The sequence below is a fragment of the Actinokineospora terrae genome (assembly GCF_900111175.1).
GTDB classification, from domain to species: domain Bacteria; phylum Actinomycetota; class Actinomycetes; order Mycobacteriales; family Pseudonocardiaceae; genus Actinokineospora; species Actinokineospora terrae.
On the sequence record NZ_FOGI01000001.1, the window covers coordinates 675,276 to 695,103 of the forward strand.

At 70.6% G+C, this 19,828-nt stretch carries 16 protein-coding genes; 7 read left to right on the plus strand and 9 right to left on the minus strand.

What is annotated here, in order from left to right:
• Positions 1–62 precede the first annotated feature (62 nt).
• Together BMY07_RS02705 and BMY07_RS02710 are read right to left on the minus strand one after the other, a co-directional pair.
• Positions 63–1,358: an MDR family MFS transporter gene (locus tag BMY07_RS02705; RefSeq protein ID WP_092774766.1), complete on the minus strand. Its 1,296-nt coding sequence runs from the start codon at positions 1,356–1,358 to the stop codon at positions 63–65.
• Positions 1,355–2,611, minus strand: coding sequence for an ATP-grasp domain-containing protein (locus tag BMY07_RS02710; protein WP_092774767.1), 1,257 nt, complete (start codon positions 2,609–2,611; stop codon positions 1,355–1,357). The genes BMY07_RS02705 and BMY07_RS02710 overlap by 4 nt, the downstream gene beginning before the upstream one ends.
• A gap of 323 nt (positions 2,612–2,934) precedes the next feature.
• On the opposite strand from BMY07_RS02710, the gene BMY07_RS02715 reads away from it, so the two are divergent.
• Entirely contained in the window at positions 2,935–3,594 is a 660-nt protein-coding gene (locus tag BMY07_RS02715) for a tlde1 domain-containing protein (RefSeq protein WP_177215395.1), read from the plus strand.
• Here BMY07_RS02715 and BMY07_RS02720 read toward each other — a convergent pair.
• Positions 3,591–4,433 carry a DMT family protein gene (locus tag BMY07_RS02720; protein WP_092774769.1) on the minus strand — a complete coding sequence of 281 codons (843 nt, stop codon included), beginning with the start codon at positions 4,431–4,433 and terminating at the stop codon, positions 3,591–3,593. The genes BMY07_RS02715 and BMY07_RS02720 overlap by 4 nt on opposite strands.
• A 197-nt stretch (positions 4,434–4,630) precedes the next feature.
• Here BMY07_RS02720 and BMY07_RS02725 point away from each other — a divergent pair, with 197 nt between their 5' ends.
• A complete protein-coding gene (locus BMY07_RS02725) occupies positions 4,631–5,227 on the plus strand; it encodes a dihydrofolate reductase family protein (RefSeq protein WP_092774770.1) in 597 nt (198 codons plus the stop codon).
• Between the two features lie 3 nt (positions 5,228–5,230).
• Here BMY07_RS02725 and BMY07_RS02730 read toward each other — a convergent pair whose 3' ends face one another.
• The gene (locus BMY07_RS02730) at positions 5,231–6,211 is read right to left on the minus strand and encodes an SEFIR domain-containing protein (protein ID WP_177215396.1); all 981 of its coding nucleotides are present in this window, start codon (positions 6,209–6,211) and stop codon (positions 5,231–5,233) included.
• Positions 6,212–6,439: 228 nt separating this feature from the next.
• On the opposite strand from BMY07_RS02730, the gene BMY07_RS02735 reads away from it, so the two are divergent.
• From BMY07_RS02735 to BMY07_RS02750, 4 genes are read left to right on the plus strand one after another with little or no spacing between them, the layout of a single operon-like run.
• Complete coding sequence (locus BMY07_RS02735) at positions 6,440–7,030, plus strand: toll/interleukin-1 receptor domain-containing protein (RefSeq protein WP_092774772.1); 591 nt, start codon at positions 6,440–6,442, stop codon at positions 7,028–7,030.
• Positions 7,015–8,598, plus strand: coding sequence for a tyrosine-protein kinase family protein (locus tag BMY07_RS02740; protein WP_092774773.1), 1,584 nt, complete (start codon positions 7,015–7,017; stop codon positions 8,596–8,598). The genes BMY07_RS02735 and BMY07_RS02740 overlap by 16 nt, the downstream gene beginning before the upstream one ends.
• Positions 8,599–8,614: 16 nt before the next feature.
• Complete coding sequence (locus BMY07_RS02745; RefSeq protein ID WP_245782153.1) at positions 8,615–9,241, plus strand: hypothetical protein; 627 nt, start codon at positions 8,615–8,617, stop codon at positions 9,239–9,241.
• Positions 9,238–12,309, plus strand: coding sequence for an ATP-binding protein (locus BMY07_RS02750; RefSeq protein WP_092774774.1), 3,072 nt, complete (start codon positions 9,238–9,240; stop codon positions 12,307–12,309). The genes BMY07_RS02745 and BMY07_RS02750 overlap by 4 nt, the downstream gene beginning before the upstream one ends.
• Here the strand turns inward: BMY07_RS02750 and BMY07_RS02755 are convergent.
• The 3 genes from BMY07_RS02755 to BMY07_RS02765 form a co-directional block, all read right to left on the minus strand.
• Positions 12,268–13,095, minus strand: a complete 828-nt coding sequence (locus tag BMY07_RS02755) for a GNAT family N-acetyltransferase (protein ID WP_218150566.1) — start codon at positions 13,093–13,095, stop codon at positions 12,268–12,270. The two genes, BMY07_RS02750 and BMY07_RS02755, sit on opposite strands and share 42 nt — an antisense overlap.
• An 84-nt stretch (positions 13,096–13,179) precedes the next feature.
• The gene (locus tag BMY07_RS02760) at positions 13,180–14,709 is read right to left on the minus strand and encodes a sensor histidine kinase (protein WP_092774775.1); all 1,530 of its coding nucleotides are present in this window, start codon (positions 14,707–14,709) and stop codon (positions 13,180–13,182) included.
• A 194-nt stretch (positions 14,710–14,903) separates the two neighbouring features.
• On the minus strand, positions 14,904–15,620 hold the full coding sequence (locus BMY07_RS02765) for a type VII secretion target (RefSeq protein ID WP_092774776.1): 717 nt from the start codon (positions 15,618–15,620) through the stop codon (positions 14,904–14,906).
• Positions 15,621–15,728: 108 nt separating this feature from the next.
• On the opposite strand from BMY07_RS02765, the gene BMY07_RS34070 reads away from it, so the two are divergent.
• On the plus strand, positions 15,729–15,878 hold the full coding sequence (locus tag BMY07_RS34070) for a hypothetical protein (protein WP_177215397.1): 150 nt from the start codon (positions 15,729–15,731) through the stop codon (positions 15,876–15,878).
• A 490-nt stretch (positions 15,879–16,368) separates the two neighbouring features.
• Here the strand turns inward: BMY07_RS34070 and BMY07_RS02770 are convergent, their stop codons facing one another.
• Both BMY07_RS02770 and BMY07_RS02775 read right to left on the minus strand, forming a co-directional pair.
• Entirely contained in the window at positions 16,369–18,525 is a 2,157-nt protein-coding gene (locus tag BMY07_RS02770) for a M6 family metallopeptidase (protein ID WP_143073317.1), read from the minus strand.
• A 238-nt stretch (positions 18,526–18,763) separates the two neighbouring features.
• Positions 18,764–19,657: a hypothetical protein gene (locus BMY07_RS02775; RefSeq protein WP_092774778.1), complete on the minus strand. Its 894-nt coding sequence runs from the start codon at positions 19,655–19,657 to the stop codon at positions 18,764–18,766.
• Positions 19,658–19,828 lie beyond the last annotated feature (171 nt).

Genomic DNA, 19,828 nt, shown 5'->3' on the forward strand with positions numbered 1-19,828 from the left:
GAGGCGGGAAGGGATCCAGCGGTGATGGGCCCGGGGGAGGGGGCCCATCACCGCTGGGGGGCTCAGGCCGGGTCGCGGGCCTCCGAGGTCGAGGCGGCGTGGGCCTCGTCCAGCGGGGGCGGGAGGGTGTCCGCGCCGGGGGTCGGCTCGGGCTTGGTGTCCTCTTCGGACGGTGGTTGGCGCATGCCGGTCAGGGCGGCGACGACGGCGACGACGGTGATGATCGACGAGCCCCACCACACGCCCGCGGGCCAGACGGTCCACAGGGCCACGCCGAGCGCGGGGCCCACGGCGTAGCCGATCTGCATCGGGAACGCCGCCGCGGCGATGTAGCGGCCGCGCAGGCCGGGAGGCGCGACCTGGCCGGGGTAGGCCGACGCGGTCGGGGTGCCGATGATCTCGCCGAGGGTCCAGACCAGGGTCGCGACCACGAACATCGCGATGGCCGGTCCGGCGATGTAGAGGTTCATCCCGACGCCGACCAGGCCGACCCCGAGCGCGACCGCCAGCTTGGCGGGCAGCCGCTGCACGAACTTGGTGAACGGCAGCTCCAGCGCGATCACCACGACGGCGTTGAGCGACAGCAGTGCCGCGTACACCCCGGGCGTGTGCCCGTCGGCGGTGATCTGCAGCGGCAGCACGGCGATGTGCTGGATGTAGACGACCGCGTTGAGGAACAGCGCCAGCATGAACAGCGTGAACCCGCGGTCCGACAGCACGGCCAGGTACGACTTGCGCTGCGTCGCCTCGGCGGACCCGTCGTCCTTCGCGGCGGCGACCGCGTGCGGCAGCCGGAGCGCGAACAGGGCGAACACCACCGAGGTGATGGCGTCGACGTAGAACATCAGGTCGTAGGAGTACGCGATCAGCAGCGCGCCGAGCAGCGGGCCCGCCGTGGTGCCCAGGTTGAACGCCAACCGGTACACCGCGAACACCATGACGTGCTGCTTCTCCGGCGTCAGCTCCACCAGCATCGCCGACGACGCGGGCCGGTACGCCTGCGCGAGCAACCCGGTGGCGGCCGCGACCACGAGCACCAGCCACAGCGCGGACAGGTGTACCAACACCGCGGTCAAAGCACCGGCACCCGCCATCGACACCACAATCGTCCACCGGTAGCCGAACCGGTCGGAGATGGTGCCACCGAGCAGGACGCCGACGACCGAGCCGATGCCGTAGGCGCCGAGCGCGATGCCCGCGGCGGGCTCGCTGAAACCCTTCTGGGTCAGGTAGAGCACGAGGTAGATCTGCAGGAAGTTGCCCAGCCGGTTGACCAGCATGCCGACCAGCAGCAGCCACACCGGCCGGGAGATCTGCCGGAGCGTCTGCACCACCGAGGGGTGGTCGTTCTGGTTCACGCGGTCACCTCTACCGGCGTCCCGGTCAGCTCCACGAGCGCGGTCGGGTCCTTGAGCGCCTCGGTGACCTCGTCGACCGTGTCGGCCACGGCGATGATCCGGCCGTAGCGGGCGATGTAGCCGCGCGGCGGGAGCTTGAGGGTGGCACCGGGGTCGGCCATCGCGGTCGCCTCGTGGATGTGCGGGCCGAGGTTGTCCTCGTGCACGGTGACCTGGTCCACCCGGGTGTCGCGCTCGGGGTAGAGGAAGGCGACGGCGGCGACCCGGCGGTGCTTGGGCGTGGTGTCCGGGACCACGCCCGCGGCGACGTCGGCGGCGGCGAGCGCGATGTCGACACCGGTGGCCAGGTAGCCGAGGTAGGGGATCGAGTCGCCGCCGAGGCGGGCGTTGACCTCCAGCAGCCGGGGGCCGCGGGAGCCGAGGCGGAACTCGGTGTGCGTCACCCCGGTGTGGAACCCGAGCGCCTTGTGTGCGCGCTCCAGGGCCTCCAGCAGCTCCGGGTCGGTCAGCAGCGGGTCGCCCGCGTCGACCACGTGCCCGGTCTCCTCGAAGAACGGGTCGAACCCGACCTGCTTGCGCGCCAACGCCAGCGGCACGAACCGGCCGTCGTGGAACACCGCGTCCACGCTGATCTCCGGGCCGTCGACGTACTCCTCGACCAGCACGGACATGTCGAACACCGGCACACCCGGGTAGGTGATCGCGGTGGCCGCTGCGTACGCGTCCGCCACCTCACTGGGGTCCCTGGCGAGCTTGACCCCCATGCTCCCGGCCAACCCGCGCGGCTTGACCACCACCGGGTACCCGATCTGCTCGGCCGCGGCCAACGCCCCGTCCAGGTCGTACACCCCGACCGACACCGGCTGCGGCACACCGGCCTCCGCCAACGCCACCCGCGTCGCGTTCTTGTCCCGACACGCGGCAATGGCCTCCGGCGAGTTCCCCGGCACCCCCAACGCCGCGCTCACCGACGCCGCGGGCCACACCAGGCCCTCGTCGTAGCAGAAAACCCCGGCCACCTCGTGCTCGGCCGCGACCTCCCGGGCAGCCGCCACCAACGCCTCGTGGTCGGTGTTGTCCACCACCGTGTTCCCCACGACGTACGGCTCTTCCCAGCTCACCCCCGCGGGCTGCAACAACCACAACCGGTACCGCGGCGCCACCGCCCTGAGAATGAACTCCCGCCCCCGCCGCGCGCTGCTCCCGATGAGCAACAACAACGGTCTCTGCCCGACCTCGAGGTCCGAAACCATCCCGGGCCACTCCTCACCCACCACTAGACCCAACAGCTCTCACCCCGTGAGAACACCACCCCCCACTCACCGGTTGCACCCCTGTACCCCCTGTCACCGCGCCGGCCTCCAGCGAGCCATCAGTGACCACCTGAGCCCGGCACCACTGGGCCGGAAGGGATGGTCGCATGGCTCTACCGTGGGGTGTACGGGAGCGGCTACCGTGCCGGGGGGAGGTGGGGTGGGTGCGGCACTGTCAGGGTGGGCAGGAGAGGGCTGTGGTCGAGCGGGGCCCGGCTCGGCAGGTGGCTGTGCGGGGGTTGCGCGGAGCCGGGAACGCCGCGGTGGCGGGGCTGTTGGGGCAGGTCCGGGTGCAGCGGCAGACGGCGCCGGTGGCGGCGGGTGGGCCTGCGATCAGGGCGGGGAACGGGACGACCGCCGAGTTGGTGGCGGAGCGGGCGCGGTTGCTGCGGGAGCGGGGCACGCACGCGAGGGACATGGCGCAGTTCGCGGCGTACCAGCGGGGGATCGACCGGCTGGACCTGCTGCTGGCCGAGCGGGGGAACTCGGGGTTGGCGGACGCGGCGGTCGACATGGTGTTCGACGGGGCGACGTTGACGTTGGGGAGCCAGTCGTGGGTCGCGGTGTCCGGGCGCCCTGACGCGGCGGGAGCGTTCGACTACTCGCCCGCCAGGCAGCGGCTGGAGGGCGTGGGGCCCATCCCCGCGGGTGTGTACTGGGTGGACCCGTCGCAAATGGTGGATCTCAGCAGCCGGTGGTTCTACGCGTCGCGCTTTGCAGGGCCGTGGGGGACGCACCGGATCACGGTGCACCCGTTCGACACCACGCACACGTTCGGTCGCGGCGGGTTCTTCATCCACGGCGGGTCTACCCCGGGCAGCGCCGGTTGCATAGACCTGACGTCCAGTGTTAGTGCGTTCGCGAGGGCGCTCAGCACTGTCCCGCTCAACACCAAGGTAAAGCTAACCGTCCGCTATCCCTAGACAGGCAGAGCCACCGGGTCGGCCTCACGAGCGCGCGCGAGCTGGGTGACGCCAAGAGCGGCGATAACCCCGCACAAGACCGCCAGGGTCAGCTCAATCGGTGACGCGCCCAAGTCCTCGTCCAAGAACAGGATGCCGATCAAGGTGGCGCTAAGCGGGTTCGCCAGGTTGGTCACGGCAAGTGGTGCGCCGAGTCCGTTGCGGTAAGAGCGCTGGGTCAGCACGGTCGCGGCGATGGCGAAGGTGCCGATGGCGAGGATGGTGAAGACCGTCGCGGGCCACAACAGGAAGCTCGGTCCGTTCGCGCCGAAGTTGACGACCGCCGTCTGGCACAGTGCCGAGCAGACCGCGAACGCCAGTCCGCCCGCCGCCGCCTCCCACACCGTCGACGCCCCGTGGCGGCGACCGCGCAGCCCGAGGACGGCCACGACCCCCGCGGCCACGGCCAGCAGCAGGGCCAGCTCACCGGAGCTCAGCGCCTCCGAGCGGCCCGAGGTGGCGATGATCATCGTGAGCCCGGCCAGGCCGACCACCGTGCAGGCCATCCCGCTCAGCTCCAGCCCGGTGACCCGCCGCTTGGCCGCGACCGCCGCGAACGGCACCGCGATGACCAGCGTCAGCACCCCGAGCGGCTGGATCAGCGACAGCGGGCCGAACCCGAGCGACACCACGTGCAGCGCCGCGCCGCCCACGTTCAGCAGCTGCGCGACCCACCACACCGGAACCCTGGTCAGCTCGCGCACCGACAGGTGCCCCAGCCGCGCCTGGATCAGCGCCGCGGCCGCGTAGATGATCGACACCGCCACGCACAGCAGAATGGTGATCGCCAGGTCACTCACCGCTCGACTCCCCCTCGGTCTCCAACCGAGCGGGCACAACCCGGCGTCGGCGCGCGCACCAGCCAGAATAGTCCGCGGGCGGCCCGACCTGAGCTGTTTCGGCCGAAGTCACACGTCGGTGACCGGCCTCACAGCGCGTCGATGTCGAGCGCCCGGCCCGGGTTCCGTCACCAGGTCAGGACCACCAGGAGGACGCCATGAGCACGGTTTTCTGCGATATGACCATCTCACTCGACGGGTTCGCCGCGGGCCCCAACCAGCGCCTGGACACCCCGTTCGGGGACGGCGCCACCGGCACGCTGCCCCGGTGGATGCTCCACGCGGCCGAGGAGAACGCCGTCGAGCGGGGCCGGATCACCGACGCGGGCGCGTTCATCATGGGCCGCAACATGTTCGACCCCGGCCGCGGCGGCTGGGATCTCGAGTGGACCGGCTGGTGGGGCGCGGAACCGCCGTACCACGCGCCGGTGTTCGTGCTCACCCACCACGAGCGCGCCGACCTGGAACTCGAAGGTGGCACCACGTTCCACTTCGTCACCGGCGGCATCACCGAGGCCCTCGACCGGGCGAAGGCCGCCGCGGGTGACCGCGCGGTCTCCATCGCGGGCGGCGCGACCACCGCCAACCAGTTCCTCGCGGCCGGGCTGATCGACGAGCTGCGCCTGCACGTCGTCCCGATCGTCCTCGGCCGGGGTGAACGCCTGTTCACCGATGTCGGTCAGTTCAACCTGACCCCGATCGAGGTGCGCCACACCGCGCTGGCCACCCACCTGAGGTACACGATCGGCTCCTGAGCGTCACCGCACCATCGGGTCGCCCCAGGCCAGCTCCGGCGGCGTGCCGGACAGCCCGGCCGCGCCGCCACCGAACGGGGTGGCGGCGGGCGCGGGCCGGTACATCGCCAGCCGCAGCCGCCGCGCCTCGGCCAGGTCGAGCCGGACGCGCACCGGCCTGCCCCAGCTGACGGTCTCCGCCAGCCGCAGGCGGCCGTCCACCGCCACCTCGATGCGGCCCGTCTGGAACCGCTCGGTCGCGTCGTCGACGATCCCCGCCGTCGTGGTCAGTTCGCGGTAGCTGCCGACGCCGAGGTCGAACTCGACGAAGCTGTGCTCGACCGGGGTGGTCGTGGGCCGCAGCAGCAGGCTGTTCTCGTACGGGACGCCCTCGATGCGGGCCGTGCCGGTGGCGAAGTCGTCGCTGCTGTCGAGCCAGCGCTCCCGCTGCGCGAGCAGCAGCCGCGGGCGGTCCCCCGGCGTGCTCTCCACCCCGCCCCGCCACGGCGCGCGCTCCGGGGCCGTGTGCGCTGACTCGCCGGTGATGGCGGAGATCAAGTACGCGACCTCCCCCTCGGTGAAGTCGGCGATCTCGTACCGGGTCGTGGAGTACGGGGTGAGGAACATCGGGATGTCCTCGACGGACCCTCCGGGCAGCACGACCGGCAGCACGCGCTGGGTGCCCGCCGCCAGGTTCTTCGTCAGGTGGTCGCGCAGGATCGCCGCCTCGAACTGCGCGCCCCGCCCCTCGTCCGGCGGGGCCAGCCCCTCGGCCCGCCGCTTGTACGCGGGGGAGGCGATCACCAGGACGAAGTCCGCGTCCCGCAGGTTGTCCATCGCCCACAACGACCAGTCCCGCCGCGGCCCGTCCGCCCACTGGTCGAGGTGGACCTCCAGGCCGATCCGCCCCTGCAAGTATCCGGCGAACTCGCGCACCAACCGCTTGTGCACCTCCGAGTCGTGTGAATAGGTCACGAAAACCCGCGGCGCGGAAGATTCCGACATCGACACTCCCCTGTGACTTTCCCCCGGCCCAGTGCGCCTTTCCGGCGACACGCATTGTCGGGGACCGGGCGGCGCCGGTCGAGATCTGTCACCCGGTTGTCGTCTTCCTGTCCGCGAAATGGCGCTGTCCATGTTCTGTCCGACTTCTGTCAGCTTTTCGCCCCTGTCTGCGCCACGCCCAACGCCTTTAGGATCGACCAGCCCACCGGTGGATCCCGAAGGAGCGATGTGTACGAGTACGACGTGTACATCAGCTACGACAGGGAGAGCGAGACGGTGAGCCCGTGGGTGCGCCACCACTTCCACCCCCGGCTGCGGGAATTGCTCGACGACAACCTGGTCGACAAAGTGCGGGTGTTCTTCGACCAGGATGTCGGCGGTGGGACGAAGTTCCCGGAAGCGCTCTACCGCGCGCTGCACCGCACCAAGGTCCTCGTGGCGGTGTGCTCGCCGAAGTACTTCTACAACGAGTGGTGCCTGGCCGAGTGGCACTCCATGGCCGGGCGCGAGGAGCACATGGGCCTGCACGACACCGGGCTGATCTTCCCGGTGATCTACAGCGACTCCTACAGCTTCCCGGACTCGGTGCTGCGCCGGAACCCGGTCGACCTGCGGGACTGGAACGAGCCGCGGCCGCACTACCAGGACAGCCCGGCCTACTTCGACTTCCGCAAGCAGGTGGGCAGGCTCGCCGAGGACATGGTCCGGGTCGTGCTCGAACCGCCGCCCTGGCAACGGGACTGGCCGATCCTGCGCCCGGTGCCGGGGGTCCTGCCCACGATGCGGTTACCCGGGCGGGGCGCGTGGCCGGTCAGGTGATCACCTTCTACTCCTTCAAGGGCGGGGTCGGGCGCAGCTTCGCCCTGTCCAACATCGCCGTCCTGCTGGCGCGGTGGGGTTTCCGGGTCCTGTGCGTCGACTGGGACCTGGAGGCGCCCGGTCTGCACCACTACTTCGCGGACAAGATCCAGGTGCCCCCCGAGGCGGGCGTGGTCGACCTGGTCGACGACTTCAGGGCCGGACTGCTGGTGGACCGCGCCATCCGGCTCGACGACACCCTCGACCTCATCCCGGCGGGCGGGGACGGCGACGACTACTTCGGCCGGATGCAGGTCATCGACTGGGAACGGCTCTACGACGAGGGTTTCGGCGAGTACCTGGAGCAGTGCCGGGCGCGGTGGACCGAGCGGTACGACTTCGTCCTGGTCGACAGCAGGACCGGGATCACCGACATCGGCGGGATCTGCACCGCGCACCTGCCGGACCGGTTGGTGCTCGTGGTCAACGCGAACCTGCAGAGCATCCAGGGCGCGGTGCGGGCGGCCGGGAAGGCCGACGCCGAGCGGGACGCGATGCCGCTCGACCGACCCCGGCTCGCCGTCATCCCGGTGCTGTCCAGGTTCGACACCCGCGACGAGTACGCCGAGGCCGAGCAGTGGCGCGCCACCTGCCTCAAGGAGACCGGCGGGCTCTTCGCCAACTGGCTCGACGCCAGGGTCCCGGCGAAGGTGATGGCGTCGCACCTGGTCATCCCCTACGTCTCGTACTGGGCGCTCGGCGAGCGGTTGGCCGTGGAGCGGGAGACCACCCCGTCCGCCGACCAGATCAGCTACGCGCTGGAGACCATCGCCGCGGTGCTGGCCCACGACCTCGACCGCACGGCCCTGCTCGCGGACAACCGGGACTCCTTCGTCGCCGCGATCCGCAACCGCAACCGCGAGTACGACCACACCGTCCGCGTGAGTTCTCCCTGGCAGGCGAGGGACCTGGCCGACGAGGTGGTCATCGCGCTCACCGAACTGGGGCTGTCGGCCGAGCGGGCGCTCTCCGGTGACCGCGCGATGCTGGACAGGGCGAGCGATGCCGCCGAGCACCTGTGCCTGCTCGTCGACGGCGGGCCGACGCGGTGGCAGGCCGCCGAGGCCGAGCTGTTCCTGCGCCACACGGTCGGCCAGGACCGGCGGGTGTTCCTCGTGCTCACGGCGGGCACGACCGTCGCCGACCTGCCCGGCTACCTGGCGAACCTGCGCCACATCCGGCTCGGTTCGACGCGGGGCGCCGTCGAGGTCGCGCGGGACCTGCACGACCAGCTCCGCAAGGTCTTCCCCTTGGTGGACAACGAGGTCGACCCGATCAGCGTCCTGCGGCGAGCAGGCAGGGCCACCATGCGGTCGGGCCTGTGGCAGGTGGTCAGGGACCTCGTGCAGGACCTGAACGCGGCCGCGGGCGACGGCGACGACCTGCGGGTCCGCGAGCTCACCGCCGACCTGGACGTGTTGACCAGGAACAGGTCGCACGGCCACCGCGTCCCGGTGCCCACCGACACCCGGGCCGCCATCGACTACACCACGCGCGTACTGCAGACCCGGTTCACGAGCACGAGCTAGGACGAGAGGGGTTCCCATGGCAGACCGGTTGGGGCACAACCAGACCGCGGTGATGCTCACCATGATGGTGTTGGGGCGGGCGGCCACCAACACCGACCTGAAGGCCTACGGCCTGACCCTCGACGGCGCCGACCGCCGCGGGCTCAACGACCGCGGCCTGGTCGAGACCGACACCCAGCGCAGGCCCTACGTCCACTCGCTCACCGGGGCGGGCCTGGACTGGTGCCGCGAGGAGTTCGCCGCAGGCGAGCCGCCGCGGCCCGCGCCGCGCAGCACCTTCGGCCCGGCCCTGTACGTGGTCCTGGCCGGGCTCGACCAGTACCTGCGGCGGCAGAAGCTCGCCATCACCGACCTCTTCGGCGTCGAGGTCGACCTGACCCCGGCCGAGGTCGAGAGCCGGATCCGCGCCGCCTACGCGAAACTGGCCGATCCGGGCGACTGGGCGGGCCTGGCCGAGCTGCGGTCGCTGCTGGTCGGGGTCGACCGCTCCGCCGTGGACGAGGTGCTCAAGGACCTCAGCAGGCGCCGCGCGATCGACCTCGCCCCGGAGTCCAACCGCAAGACCCTCACCGACACCGACCGCGCCGCCGCCATCAAGGTCGGCGGCGAGGACAACCACCTGATCTCCATCGAGGCGTCATGACCGTCGAGGAGGACGCCGCCCTGGCCACCCTGCGCTTCGACTGGGCGGACACCCCCGACCACGTCTGGGTCGACTCCCCGTTCCACGTGGACGGTCTGCACCCCGACGTCCAGGTGGCGGTTCACACCAGTGCCAGGGACGCGGTGGCCAGCGAGGGGCCGAGCCCGCTCGGCCTCGTGCTCAAGGGCGTCAAGGGGGTCGGCAAGACCCATTTGCTGGGCATGGTGCGCCGCCAGTTCCACGCGGTCGGCGGGTACTTCTTCCTGGACAACATCTCCACCGGTGATGCCTTCTGGGAGACCGCCGTCCAAGCCCTCCGGTTCGGGCTGAGCCAGGTCGACGAGTCCGGGGAAACGCAGCTGACGACCTTCCTGCGGAGGGTCTGCCAGCGCGGCGTGGTGCCGGAGGACACCACCAAGGTTGTTCTCGCCGGGCGCGGGTTGACCAAGGACCATCTCGACGCGTTCGTCGCAGGCGTGCGGTTGCTCGACCGAACTGTCGGGCGGGAGTGCTCGGACGCCGCGCGGGTGCTCGTCCTGTACGCCACGGAATCCGACGAGACCAACGACATCGCCGAGGACTACCTGGAACTGCTGGACCACGAGGACCGGCTCCGGTGGGGTGTCAGGCGGTTACCCAGGTCGCCGATGGACCTGGTGCGCGACATCACCTGGCTGCTGGCGTTGACCGGCCCGATCGCCATCTGCGTCGACCAGCTCGATACCCTGGTCGCCCGGTCCGAGCGGGCGACCCGTCCTGGCACCGCGGACGGTCTGCTGCTGGCCCAGGTCAGCGACGGGCTGATGCGGCTGCGGGAGATCACCCGCCGAACCGCGACGGTACTGGCCTGCCTGCCCAACACCTGGCAGCAGATCAAGTCCAAGGCAGCGGACACCGTGCCGGACCGCTTCCGCGAGCAGCGCACCCTCGGTCGGATCCCTGATGGCGCGACCGGCCGTGCCCTGGTGGAGAAGCGGCTCGGGGTCGCTTACGCCGACATGGGTTTCATCCCACCGCATCCCACTTGGCCGGTCGCGCCGTCGGCGTTCGAACAGGGTTGGGACGATCTCACCCCGCGTGAACTGCTCAAGCGCATCGGTGCGCACATCGATACCTGCCTGCGCACCAACGAGATCCGCGAGCTGACCTCCTTCACCGGCGAGGAACCGCCACCTGCCACGCTGGCGGCGGAGCCACTCCGCGACAACGGGCTGGACGAGTTGTTCGAACAGACCAGGGCCGAGGCTGACCTCGAAGCCCTGTACGACCAAACGGCAGGCGACAGTCTCATGCCGAGACTGCTCTCGGCCGCCCTGCGCTCATGGATCATCGAAGGGGGGAACGACGACATAGCCTGGAAGTCACCCGACGCGAGTGGCGACCTGCACGCCTGGATCACCTGCACGCTGGACGAGCAGGCCGACATGGAGGTCCACTGGGCGTTCCGGGCGATCAGCCACATCCAGCCCAACGCGGTGCTCAGCCGATTCCGCAAGGCGCGCAAGGCTGTGGTGGGACTCAGCCAGGGTGCGGATCGCACGCTGGTCATCATCCGCAACGGTGAGTGGTCCAACGGTGTGAAGACCCAGGCGGAGATCAAGGCGTTCGAGGCCGCCGGGGGCATCCGGATGCAGCTGTCCCAGGAAGACGCGCGAACCTTCTGGGCGCTCGACCGACTGCGGACCGACAACGTGCCGGGTCTGCACCGTTGGCTCGTCGACCGTCGACCAGCAACTCGGTCGGCGTTCCTCGGTGCGCTGCTGTCCGAGTACCGGCAGCGCGGCGGGGACACGCACCCGCCGCCGGATCAGGAGGGGGTTGGGCTGGGGGTGACCAGCGCGGGGGAGTCGCTGCGGATTGATCTGGAGGCGTTGCGCAAGCACGCGGTCGTCTTTGCCGGATCGGGATCCGGCAAGACTGTCCTGTTGCGACGGATCGTCGAGGAGTGCGCGCTGCAAGGGGTCTCGGCGATCGTGCTGGACCCGAACAACGACCTGGCGCGGTTGGGTGACGCGTGGCCTGAGCCGCCGGAGGCGTGGGGGGCGGACGACGCGGCGTTGGCGGCGCGGTACCTCGCTGACACCGACGTCGTGGTGTGGACGCCGGGGCGATCGAACGGGCGGCCGTTGTCGTTCCAGCCGTTGCCGGATTTCGCCGGGGTGCTCGACGACGAGGACGAGTTCACGGCGGCGGTCGAGGTGGCGGTGGCCAGCCTGGCCCCGCTGGTGCGGTTGACGGGGACGACGGTGCGGGCCAACAAGGGGCTGGCGGTGCTGCGTGAGGCGGTCATCCACCACGCGCGGTCCGGGTCGCGGAGCCTGCCGGGGTTGATCGCCGTGCTGGAGGACCTGCCGGAGGGGGTCAGCACGCTCAACGGGGGCAAGAAGATCGCGGCGGAACTGGCCGAGGCCCTCAAGGCGGCGATGGTGAACGACCCGCTGTTCGCGGGTGCGGGTGTGGGCATCGACCCCGGTGAACTCCTCACGCCCCGGGACGGCAAACGCGCCAGGGTGTCGGTGATCAGCTTCATCGGACTGCCTGCGGACGGGCAGCGGCAGAACTTCGTCAACCAGCTCCAGATGGAGCTGTTCGCCTGGGCCAAGCGCAACCCCGCCGGTGACCGCCCACTCGGGGCGCTGTTCGTGATGGACGAGGCGCAAACCCTTGCGGCGTCGGGTACGTTGACCGCGAGCACCCGCAGCACCATCGTGCTGGCCTCGCAGGCCCGCAAGTACGGCCTGGGGCTGCTGTTCGCCACCCAGGCCCCGAAGGGCCTGCACAACCAGATCGTCGGCAACGCCACCACCCAGTTCTTCGGCAGGCTCAACAGCCCCGCCCAGATCGCCGCCGCCAACGACATGGCCAGGGCCAGGGGCAGCCAGGTGGTCGACATCTCCCGCCTGGAACGAGCCCAGTTCTACGTCTCCAGCGAGGCCTTCGGGTTCCAGCAGGTGACCACCCCGCTCTGCCTGTCGCACCACCCGGCCAGCCCCCTGCGGCCCGAGGAAGTCATCGAACGGGCCCGGTCAACCGAGCTCGAGCGAGGTGACCCCGAACAAACCGAGTAGATCGACCTCCGGTGCGGGGCCGGTATACATGCGGGCAGCCTCGAACGTCGGCGTGAACCCGGCCTCCTCCACCAACCGCACCGCCGCCGGGTTCGCATCCGGCACATCGATGACAACCGGCTCGCCTGCGGACAGACTCGCGAGCAACGCGGCTGCCGTACCCGGCGAGTCAGCGTAGAGCGGCCCGATCCGATCAGGACCACACGCGGCGCGGCGGACCGCAAAGCCGGAGATGGCCTTGCCGCGCAGGGCAACCAGGGCAGTGCGATCCGGCAGGGACAGCCAGCTCGACAGGAACGCGTCCCTCGGCTCGGGGAAGAACCTCCGGTCATACGCCGCGATCTCCTCGAACGGCACAGTCCTGGCGTCCACCAGGTCCACCGTGCTGTCTACAGAGGACAGCGAACCCTCGTACCGGATGTTGTTCCACGCCCGCGCGAACCCGGACTTCCGGTAGTTCGCCTGCTGGTCCACCACCCCGTCAAGCCCCACCAACCGCCCGGCCAGCCTGCTCATCCCCGCTCGCCACAACTGGATCCCATACCCCTGCCCCCGAACCTCCGGCAGAGCGATGTAGAACCCGACGAACCCGAACCCGCCCCCGTAGCGGACGGCTGAGACACAGGCCACCGGCTGCCCGTCGAGCCTGCCCACCAGGAACCCGCCCGGATCGGCCACCCCGAACGCCACCGGATCCGCCAGCCCGGGATTCCATCCCTCCCGCGACGCCCACTCGCCGATCAACCGCACGTCCCCGACGCTCGCGGCCGCGATCTCGAACCCCACCCGCACCTCCCTCTCCGCGGCCACCCTGGCACAGCCACCCGTCCCGGATCCGCCCCCACACCCCGAGTCCACCCGGAGGTGTGGCTAGGCGGTGGGTGTTGGGATCGGCTCGGAGTCGATGGTGGGGAGGGTGAAGCGGATCCTGGTGCCGCCGGTGTGTTCGGTGTCGACCCAGATGGTGCCGCCGTGGAATTCGATGATCTTGCGGCACATGGCCAGGCCGATGCCGGTGCCGGGGTAGCTGTCCTTGGCGTGCAGGCGTTGGAAGATGACGAAGACGCGGTCGGCGAACTGGGGTTCGATGCCGATGCCGTTGTCGGTGACCGAGAAGGTCCAGGTGGTGTCGTCGCGGTCGGCGGTGATGGTGACGGTCGGGGGTGCCGAGCCGCGGAACTTGATGCCGTTGCCGATGAGGTTCTGGAAGACCGAGGTCAGCAGCGGGGCCTCGCCGTGCACGGTGGGCAGGGGGTCGATGGTGACGGTGGCCTCGGCGGCGGTGATGGCCTCGGTGAGGTTGCGGGTGGCCTGCTCGGCCAGCGCGGTGGCGTCGTGGTCGGCGTGCTTGCCGGTGTGGCGGCCGACCCGGCTGAACGCCAGCAGGTCGTTGATCAGCACCTGCATCCGGCGCGCGCCGTCCACCGCGAACCCGATGTACTGGCCCGCCTTCTCGTCGAGCTGGTCGCCGTAGCGCCGTTCCAGCAGCTGGCAGAAGCTGGCGACCTTGCGCAGCGGCTCCTGCAGGTCGTGCGAGGCGACGTAGGCGAACTGCTCCAGCTCCGCGTTCGACCGGGCCAGGTCCCGCCCGGCCGCCTGCGCGCGGTCCAGCTCGGTGACGATCCGCACCCGCATCGTCTCCACGTCGTGCCCGAGCGAGGCGATCTCCCGCGGCCCGCGCACGGTCACCGGGTGCGCGAAGTCGCCGTCGGCCACCTGCCGTACCTCGTCGGTGAGCCTGGACAGCGGCCGCACCACCGAGGTCGTCATCAACCCGACCCCGACCAGCACGACCAGCAGCAGCCCGCCCAGGGTGATCACGCAGGTGGTGGCCAGCCGGGAGGCCGCGTTGTTGAGCGCGGCCCGCGCCGCGGTGCGGTCGGTCTCCAGCCGCGACTGCAACGTGCTCAGCGCCGACCGCACCGCGTCGAACTCCTGCTTGCCCGCCTCCACCGTCGGCGGCGGCGCCCCCGCCTTGGTCGCCGCGATCACCGGCTCGGCGTACACCCCGCGCCACGCCTCGATCGCCCGGTCGACCGAGTCCAGCTGACCGACCAGCCACGGCAGCTCGGACTGGGCCGCCGCCACGACCGCCCTGGCCCTGGCCGCGTCGGCGACACCGGCGGAGTACGGGGTGAGGAACTCCTCGAGCCCGCTCAGCGTGTACCCGCGGACCCCGGTCTCCTGGTTGATCAGCGCCGTGCCCAGCTGCTGGGTGCTCACCACCGCGGGCCCGATGGTGTCCAGCAGCCGGGTCCGCGACCGGGTCAGGTCCGCGATCGCCCAGCCGACGCTGATCATCGACCCCAGCAGCACCAGCACCAGCAGCACCGAGGACGCCACCCACCACCGGCGCAGCGACCAGCGCGCGGACGGACGGGCTACCTGGTCTTGGCTCATCGCACGCGCGCTTTCGCTGGGTGGGCGCCCAGGTGCCGCCGACAGCGGGCCGCCCGACCGCGGCCACCTGCCATCGACACCCCGACCGGTCCCACGAGGTGGTGGCGGCTGTTCGCTCAACCGTCCGTGTTGGCCGCAGATCCTAGACAGCGCGGGACCCCGGCCGTCGAGCAGGCCGGGGTCCCGGGGTGGTGTCAGAGGCCCAGCTGCTCGCGGACGTGCGCGCGCAGGACCATCGGCATCTCGGCCAACCAGACGTGGCGGCTCAGGACCAGCAGGTCGTACCGGTTCTCCGCGGTCAGCATCGAGCCCGCCCAGTTGCCGCGCTCGGAGTTCCAGAACTTGGTCTCGGTCACCGCCAGCTCCCTGAGGTTGGCGTCGGTCGGCGGCTTGGCCAGCACGTGCGCCACGTCCTTCTCGTAGTGGTCGCCGATGCTGCCCGAGGCGGTCTCCCCGATGCCCCACTTCAGCGCCTTCACCGGCGGCAACGCGACCGTGGCGACGCTGATCGGGTGCTGCGCCGAGACCCGCTCCAGCACCTCGATCGCCTTCTGGCGCTGCGAGGGCGAGTACGGCCGCTCCCCGGGGGTGGCCTGCGCGGGCTGGACGGTGCCGTCGCCGCCGCCGAACACGCGCGCGTGGGCGTCGTCGATCTCCTGGTAGTCGGCGACCACCGCGCGCAGCCCGTCCTGCACGTCCGAGTACGCCTTGGCGGTCTTGGTGATCGCCTCGCGCACGTCGTCGCCGGCCAGCGCGATCGCGGCGGCGAAGAACGAGCCGATCGCCCCGTAGGCGTTCCCGCTCACGGTGGCCTGCGCGATCCGCAGCGCCCCGTTCACCTCGCTGGAGATCGTCGCCACGGTGCCTGCGTGTGCCCGGACCTCGCCCAGGTTGATGTCGAACCCGCTCATCCCCACCCCTGTCGTCGCCCTGTGCCCCGATTCTGGCCCACCGCCCGCCCACGGTCCGACGAACCCGGAAAACGTGTGCGTACGCGATCGGTGCGACCGTCAGGTCAGTTGTACAGGGCGATCGCCCTACTGCCCGCCATACGCGCCGTCGCCGCCGAGTTGGACGACGTGCCGGCCACGGCCGAGTCCCCGGTCACGGCCATCGACGCGATTCTTGCCGAGGCACTGGCGAAGCTGCGCGCGAGGCGCGAGGGCTGAGCTTGACGCCCTCCGGGGTGAGACGGTCTGGTGGGTAGTGCGATGGCCCCGTGTCTGGTGGACGCGGGGCTGTTGGCTGTCCTGGGCGGGCTGCCCACAGAGGCCCCCAGACGTTGGTCCCAACGTGCCCCTCTACGACGTTGGCCGAACAACGCTCCTCGGAGTCGCTGGTGCCAAGCCGGCTCGATGGGGTGGACTTGTTTTGTGTGGGGGGACGGCACCCGTAGCGTCGCTCACCGTGGCAGGGCCTGCTTGTGGGCCCCTGCTTTGTGGTTCTGCCCGGGTGTCGTAGGGGCCCCGCACAAAACAAGTTCGCCCCATCGAGCTTGTCGCTTAAATCGCGTCCAGGCCAATGCCGAAGGCGAGGTCTACCCGTCGACGGCGCAGCCGAGACCGAGAGCCACCCGCGCGCCTGGCGGAGGCGTGAAAGCGGCCGGGCCGGCCGAGCGCGGGGGTGTGCGCTCGACCGGCCCGGGGGGACGACGGTGGGTCAGCTCGTGGTGACCGACACCGTGTCGACGAGGAAGTCCGTCTGCAGGTTGCTGTCCTCGGTGCCGTAGAACCGCAACGTGATCGTCTTCCCCTTGTAGGCGGACAGGTCGACCGTCTGCAACGCGTAGCCGCTGTTGGCGTTGGCGTTGCTGTAGGTCTTGAGGTTGGTCGTGGTCGAGCCGCTGATCGCCTGGACCCGGAGGTAGTCGTAGGCGGTGCTGCCCGACTCCGCCGTGGCGATCCGCAGGTAGAACGTCAGCGTCGCCGAACCAGCCGTGGCCGGGATGGTGATGTTCTGGCTCACGGTGTCGGTGTTGACCTGACCGTTGCCGCCGAGCCACGCGTAGTAGCTACCCGCCTGGGCCGCGTAGTAGGTCCAGTTGCCGACCGAGCCGCCGGTGACGGTCCAGCCGGTGGTGCCGCTCTCGAAGCCGCCGTTGGTGACGAGGTTGGTGCCCGGGTTCGGGTTGGTCGTCGTGGTCGGCGGCGTGGTGGTGGTCGGCGGGGTGGTGGTCGTGGGCGGCGTCGTGGTGGTCGGCGGCCTGGTGGTCGTCGTGCCACTGCTGCGGTAGTCGATGGTGTGGGTGTAGATGAGGTTCATCGTGGCCGTCGAGGTGCTCAGGCCCTTGGTCGGCCGGTCGGTGACCACGTACTCCCGGAAGCTGCTGGAAGTGTTGCCCACCATCAGGTCGAACGTCCCACCCGGTCCACTGTCGACATTGCGCCAGAGGTCGATCAGCGCGCCCGCGACGCGCAGCTCCACGGTGTCGCCGTCGTTGGGGTTGGTGCGGCCCGCCGCCTGGCTCGAGTTGAACCAGTTGGTCTGCATCAGGTCGAGCCAGCTGCCGTCGGACCAGTAGTAGCGGCCGTCACCCATCACGTAGCCCGCGATGGCGTTCGCGAAGCCCTCGGTCCACGCGCAGTTGGTGCCGGTGCGCAGGTGCAGGTAGTGCGGCGACGGGCAGTCGCTGGTGGCCCACCAGCCGCCGTAGAGCATGTCCATCAGCGCGTGACCGGACTCGTGCAGCACGGTGTGCGCGGAGTCGGGGTCGGCGTCCATGAGCGCGATGTAGCGGTTGGCGACGGCGACGCCGTTCTGGAAGTAGGTGCCGTCGGTGCTGCCCGGCTGCCAGTGGATGGTGATCTTGCGGCAGTTGCTGCTCTCCCGGGTGGTCCAGCAGGCGCTGGTCCCGTGGATCGCCCACAGCTTGTTCACCGTGTCGAAGGCGTGCCAGGCCCGCATGTAGGTCGAGGTCGGCGTGGTGGTGCCGAACGCGGCGTCGGAGCCGCTGGCGACGTTGGTCTTGGCCGCGGTGGTCACCGAGTAGGTGGTCGTGCCCGCGTTGTTGGTGACCCGCCACAGGTTCGAGTCCGCCTGGAACTCCACCCACACCTGGTACATGGTGGTGACCGGCGTGGTGAAGCAGACCGAGTAGGTGCCGGTGCTGCTGGTGTACCCGGTGGCGTAGTACGCGCTGGCGGCCGAGGAGGTGGTCTTGCCCGCCACCTGGACCTTGATGGTGCGGCCCGGCTGCCACGTGCCCGCCGGGTTGCTGTAGTTGAACGTGCCGGTCGCGCAGATCTGGCCGGGCACGGCGGCGGGGACCAGGCTCGCGCTCGGCGCGACCAGGGTGCGGCCCACGGTGGTGGCGGCCGCGATGCCCTGCTTGGAGCCGCCCTTGGCGTCGGCGACGGTCAGCGTGGCCGAGCCGTGCGCGGAGCGCTCCGGCGCCGGGCTGTCCACACTGGTCACGTCGGCCTGGATGTTGACCGGACCGGCGGCCACCGCGGTGACCCCGAAGGTGACCGTGCGACCGTTGGGGGACAAGGTGAACTGCTGGTCGGCGACCTGGTCGAGGCCGACGGTGCGCGCGGTGGACAGTCCACTCGAGCGCGGGTCGAGCTTGAGGGTGTCCGGCAGCGTGACCGCGAGCCGGGCCTTGGCGACGTCGACCTGGGAGCCGACCTTGACCGTGACCGTCGCCGACTCGCCGACCGCGGGCAGCCGGTCGAGGGACACATCGGCGGAGACGCAGCTGGCGGGCTTCTCGGAGTGCTCACCGGCCGTGGACAGCGAGCAGGCCGGGCCTTGCTTGGCCGCCGCGGTGTCGGCGGCACCCGCCGAACCGGATACAGCGAATACGGTCCCGGCCACGACGGCGGCCGAAACGGCGACGGAAACGGACAGGGGGATTGTCCCGAGTTTGCGGTGCATACGGGGTGCCTTTCGGACGACTGAAACTGTCGTCACTTCGCAGGGTGACGCCCGATAGAATGACCGCAGTCACGGTAAGGAAGCAATCTCGGCGGTCTAACAAGTCCGGTGGCCGGTAAATCTGTGAAATCGACGCGGGGGCTCCCGCCGCTCGACAGTTAAACTGTGAAGAACCCGTTCACCAGGTCCAGCGGGTGCCGATGATGCCGGGGGAGACGTTGAACCCCACCTGGCAGCTGGCCCCGGACGGGCCGACGGTCAGCGCCTCGGCGACCTGCTCCGGCCCGTGCAGCGAGGTGCGCCGGAACCCGTGGCAGCGGCTGGGCAGCGCGCCCTCGAACTGCACCTGCTGGCTGTACTCGGCGACCGGGGTGAGGAACTGCCGGTAGTAGAACTCCACGCGGGGCCCCGGTTCCGAGGCCATCTCGTATTCGACGACGGCGTGGTCACCGGCGCGCAGCGGCTTGTCCAGCAGCAGCTCGGCGACCATCAGGCCGGTCGCGTCGTCCCGGCGCACCTCGCCGCGGCGGCAGAACCGCACGGTAGTCAGCGCGGGCGGGTAGTCGGGGGTGTCGGCCTGGTACTTGACCAGGCACCGGGTCACCCGTCCGCGCTCGCCCCTGAGCACTAAGCGTGACCGGACACCGCGCTCGTCGCCGTCCGCCCCGACGGTGAACACGTCGTGCGCGGAGACCATCGTGTAGTCGCCCTCGTCGGGGTCGTCGAACTCCGCCATCAGCGGCAGCTCGGTCTCCCGGCGCAGCCACCTGCCGCGCGGGCGCGGCGGCCCGAGCAGGGTCAGCAGCGAGGTGGCGGGCAGCCCGAGCAGCGCCTCCAGCGCCCGCACGGCGCGCAGCGACTCCTCGCGCTCGGGGCGCCTGCGGTCGCGCCGCCAGTAGCTCAGGGTGGCGACGCTGACGTCGATGCCCTTCTCCGCGAGGTGGTAGCGGACGCGGTCGAGCGTGAGCCCGCGCGCGGTGATGGCCGCGTCCAGCGCCTGGCCGAACGTGCCGGTGCGCGGCACCCGGCTCAGGTCCCGACCGAACTCCGGTGACCGGATCGATCGCGCCATCGACTGCCTCCTCGGGTCGCGCGGCGGGCAGGCGACGAGCAGGGGGCGTCGCGGTGCCGGTCGCGCGGGCTACCACTATCTGTCGCCGCGCCCGCCATGTCCAGCACTCGCTACGCACGATTACCACGGTTGTTTCGCCGGTGACCGGGCCCGATAGTCCACTTGGCCGCC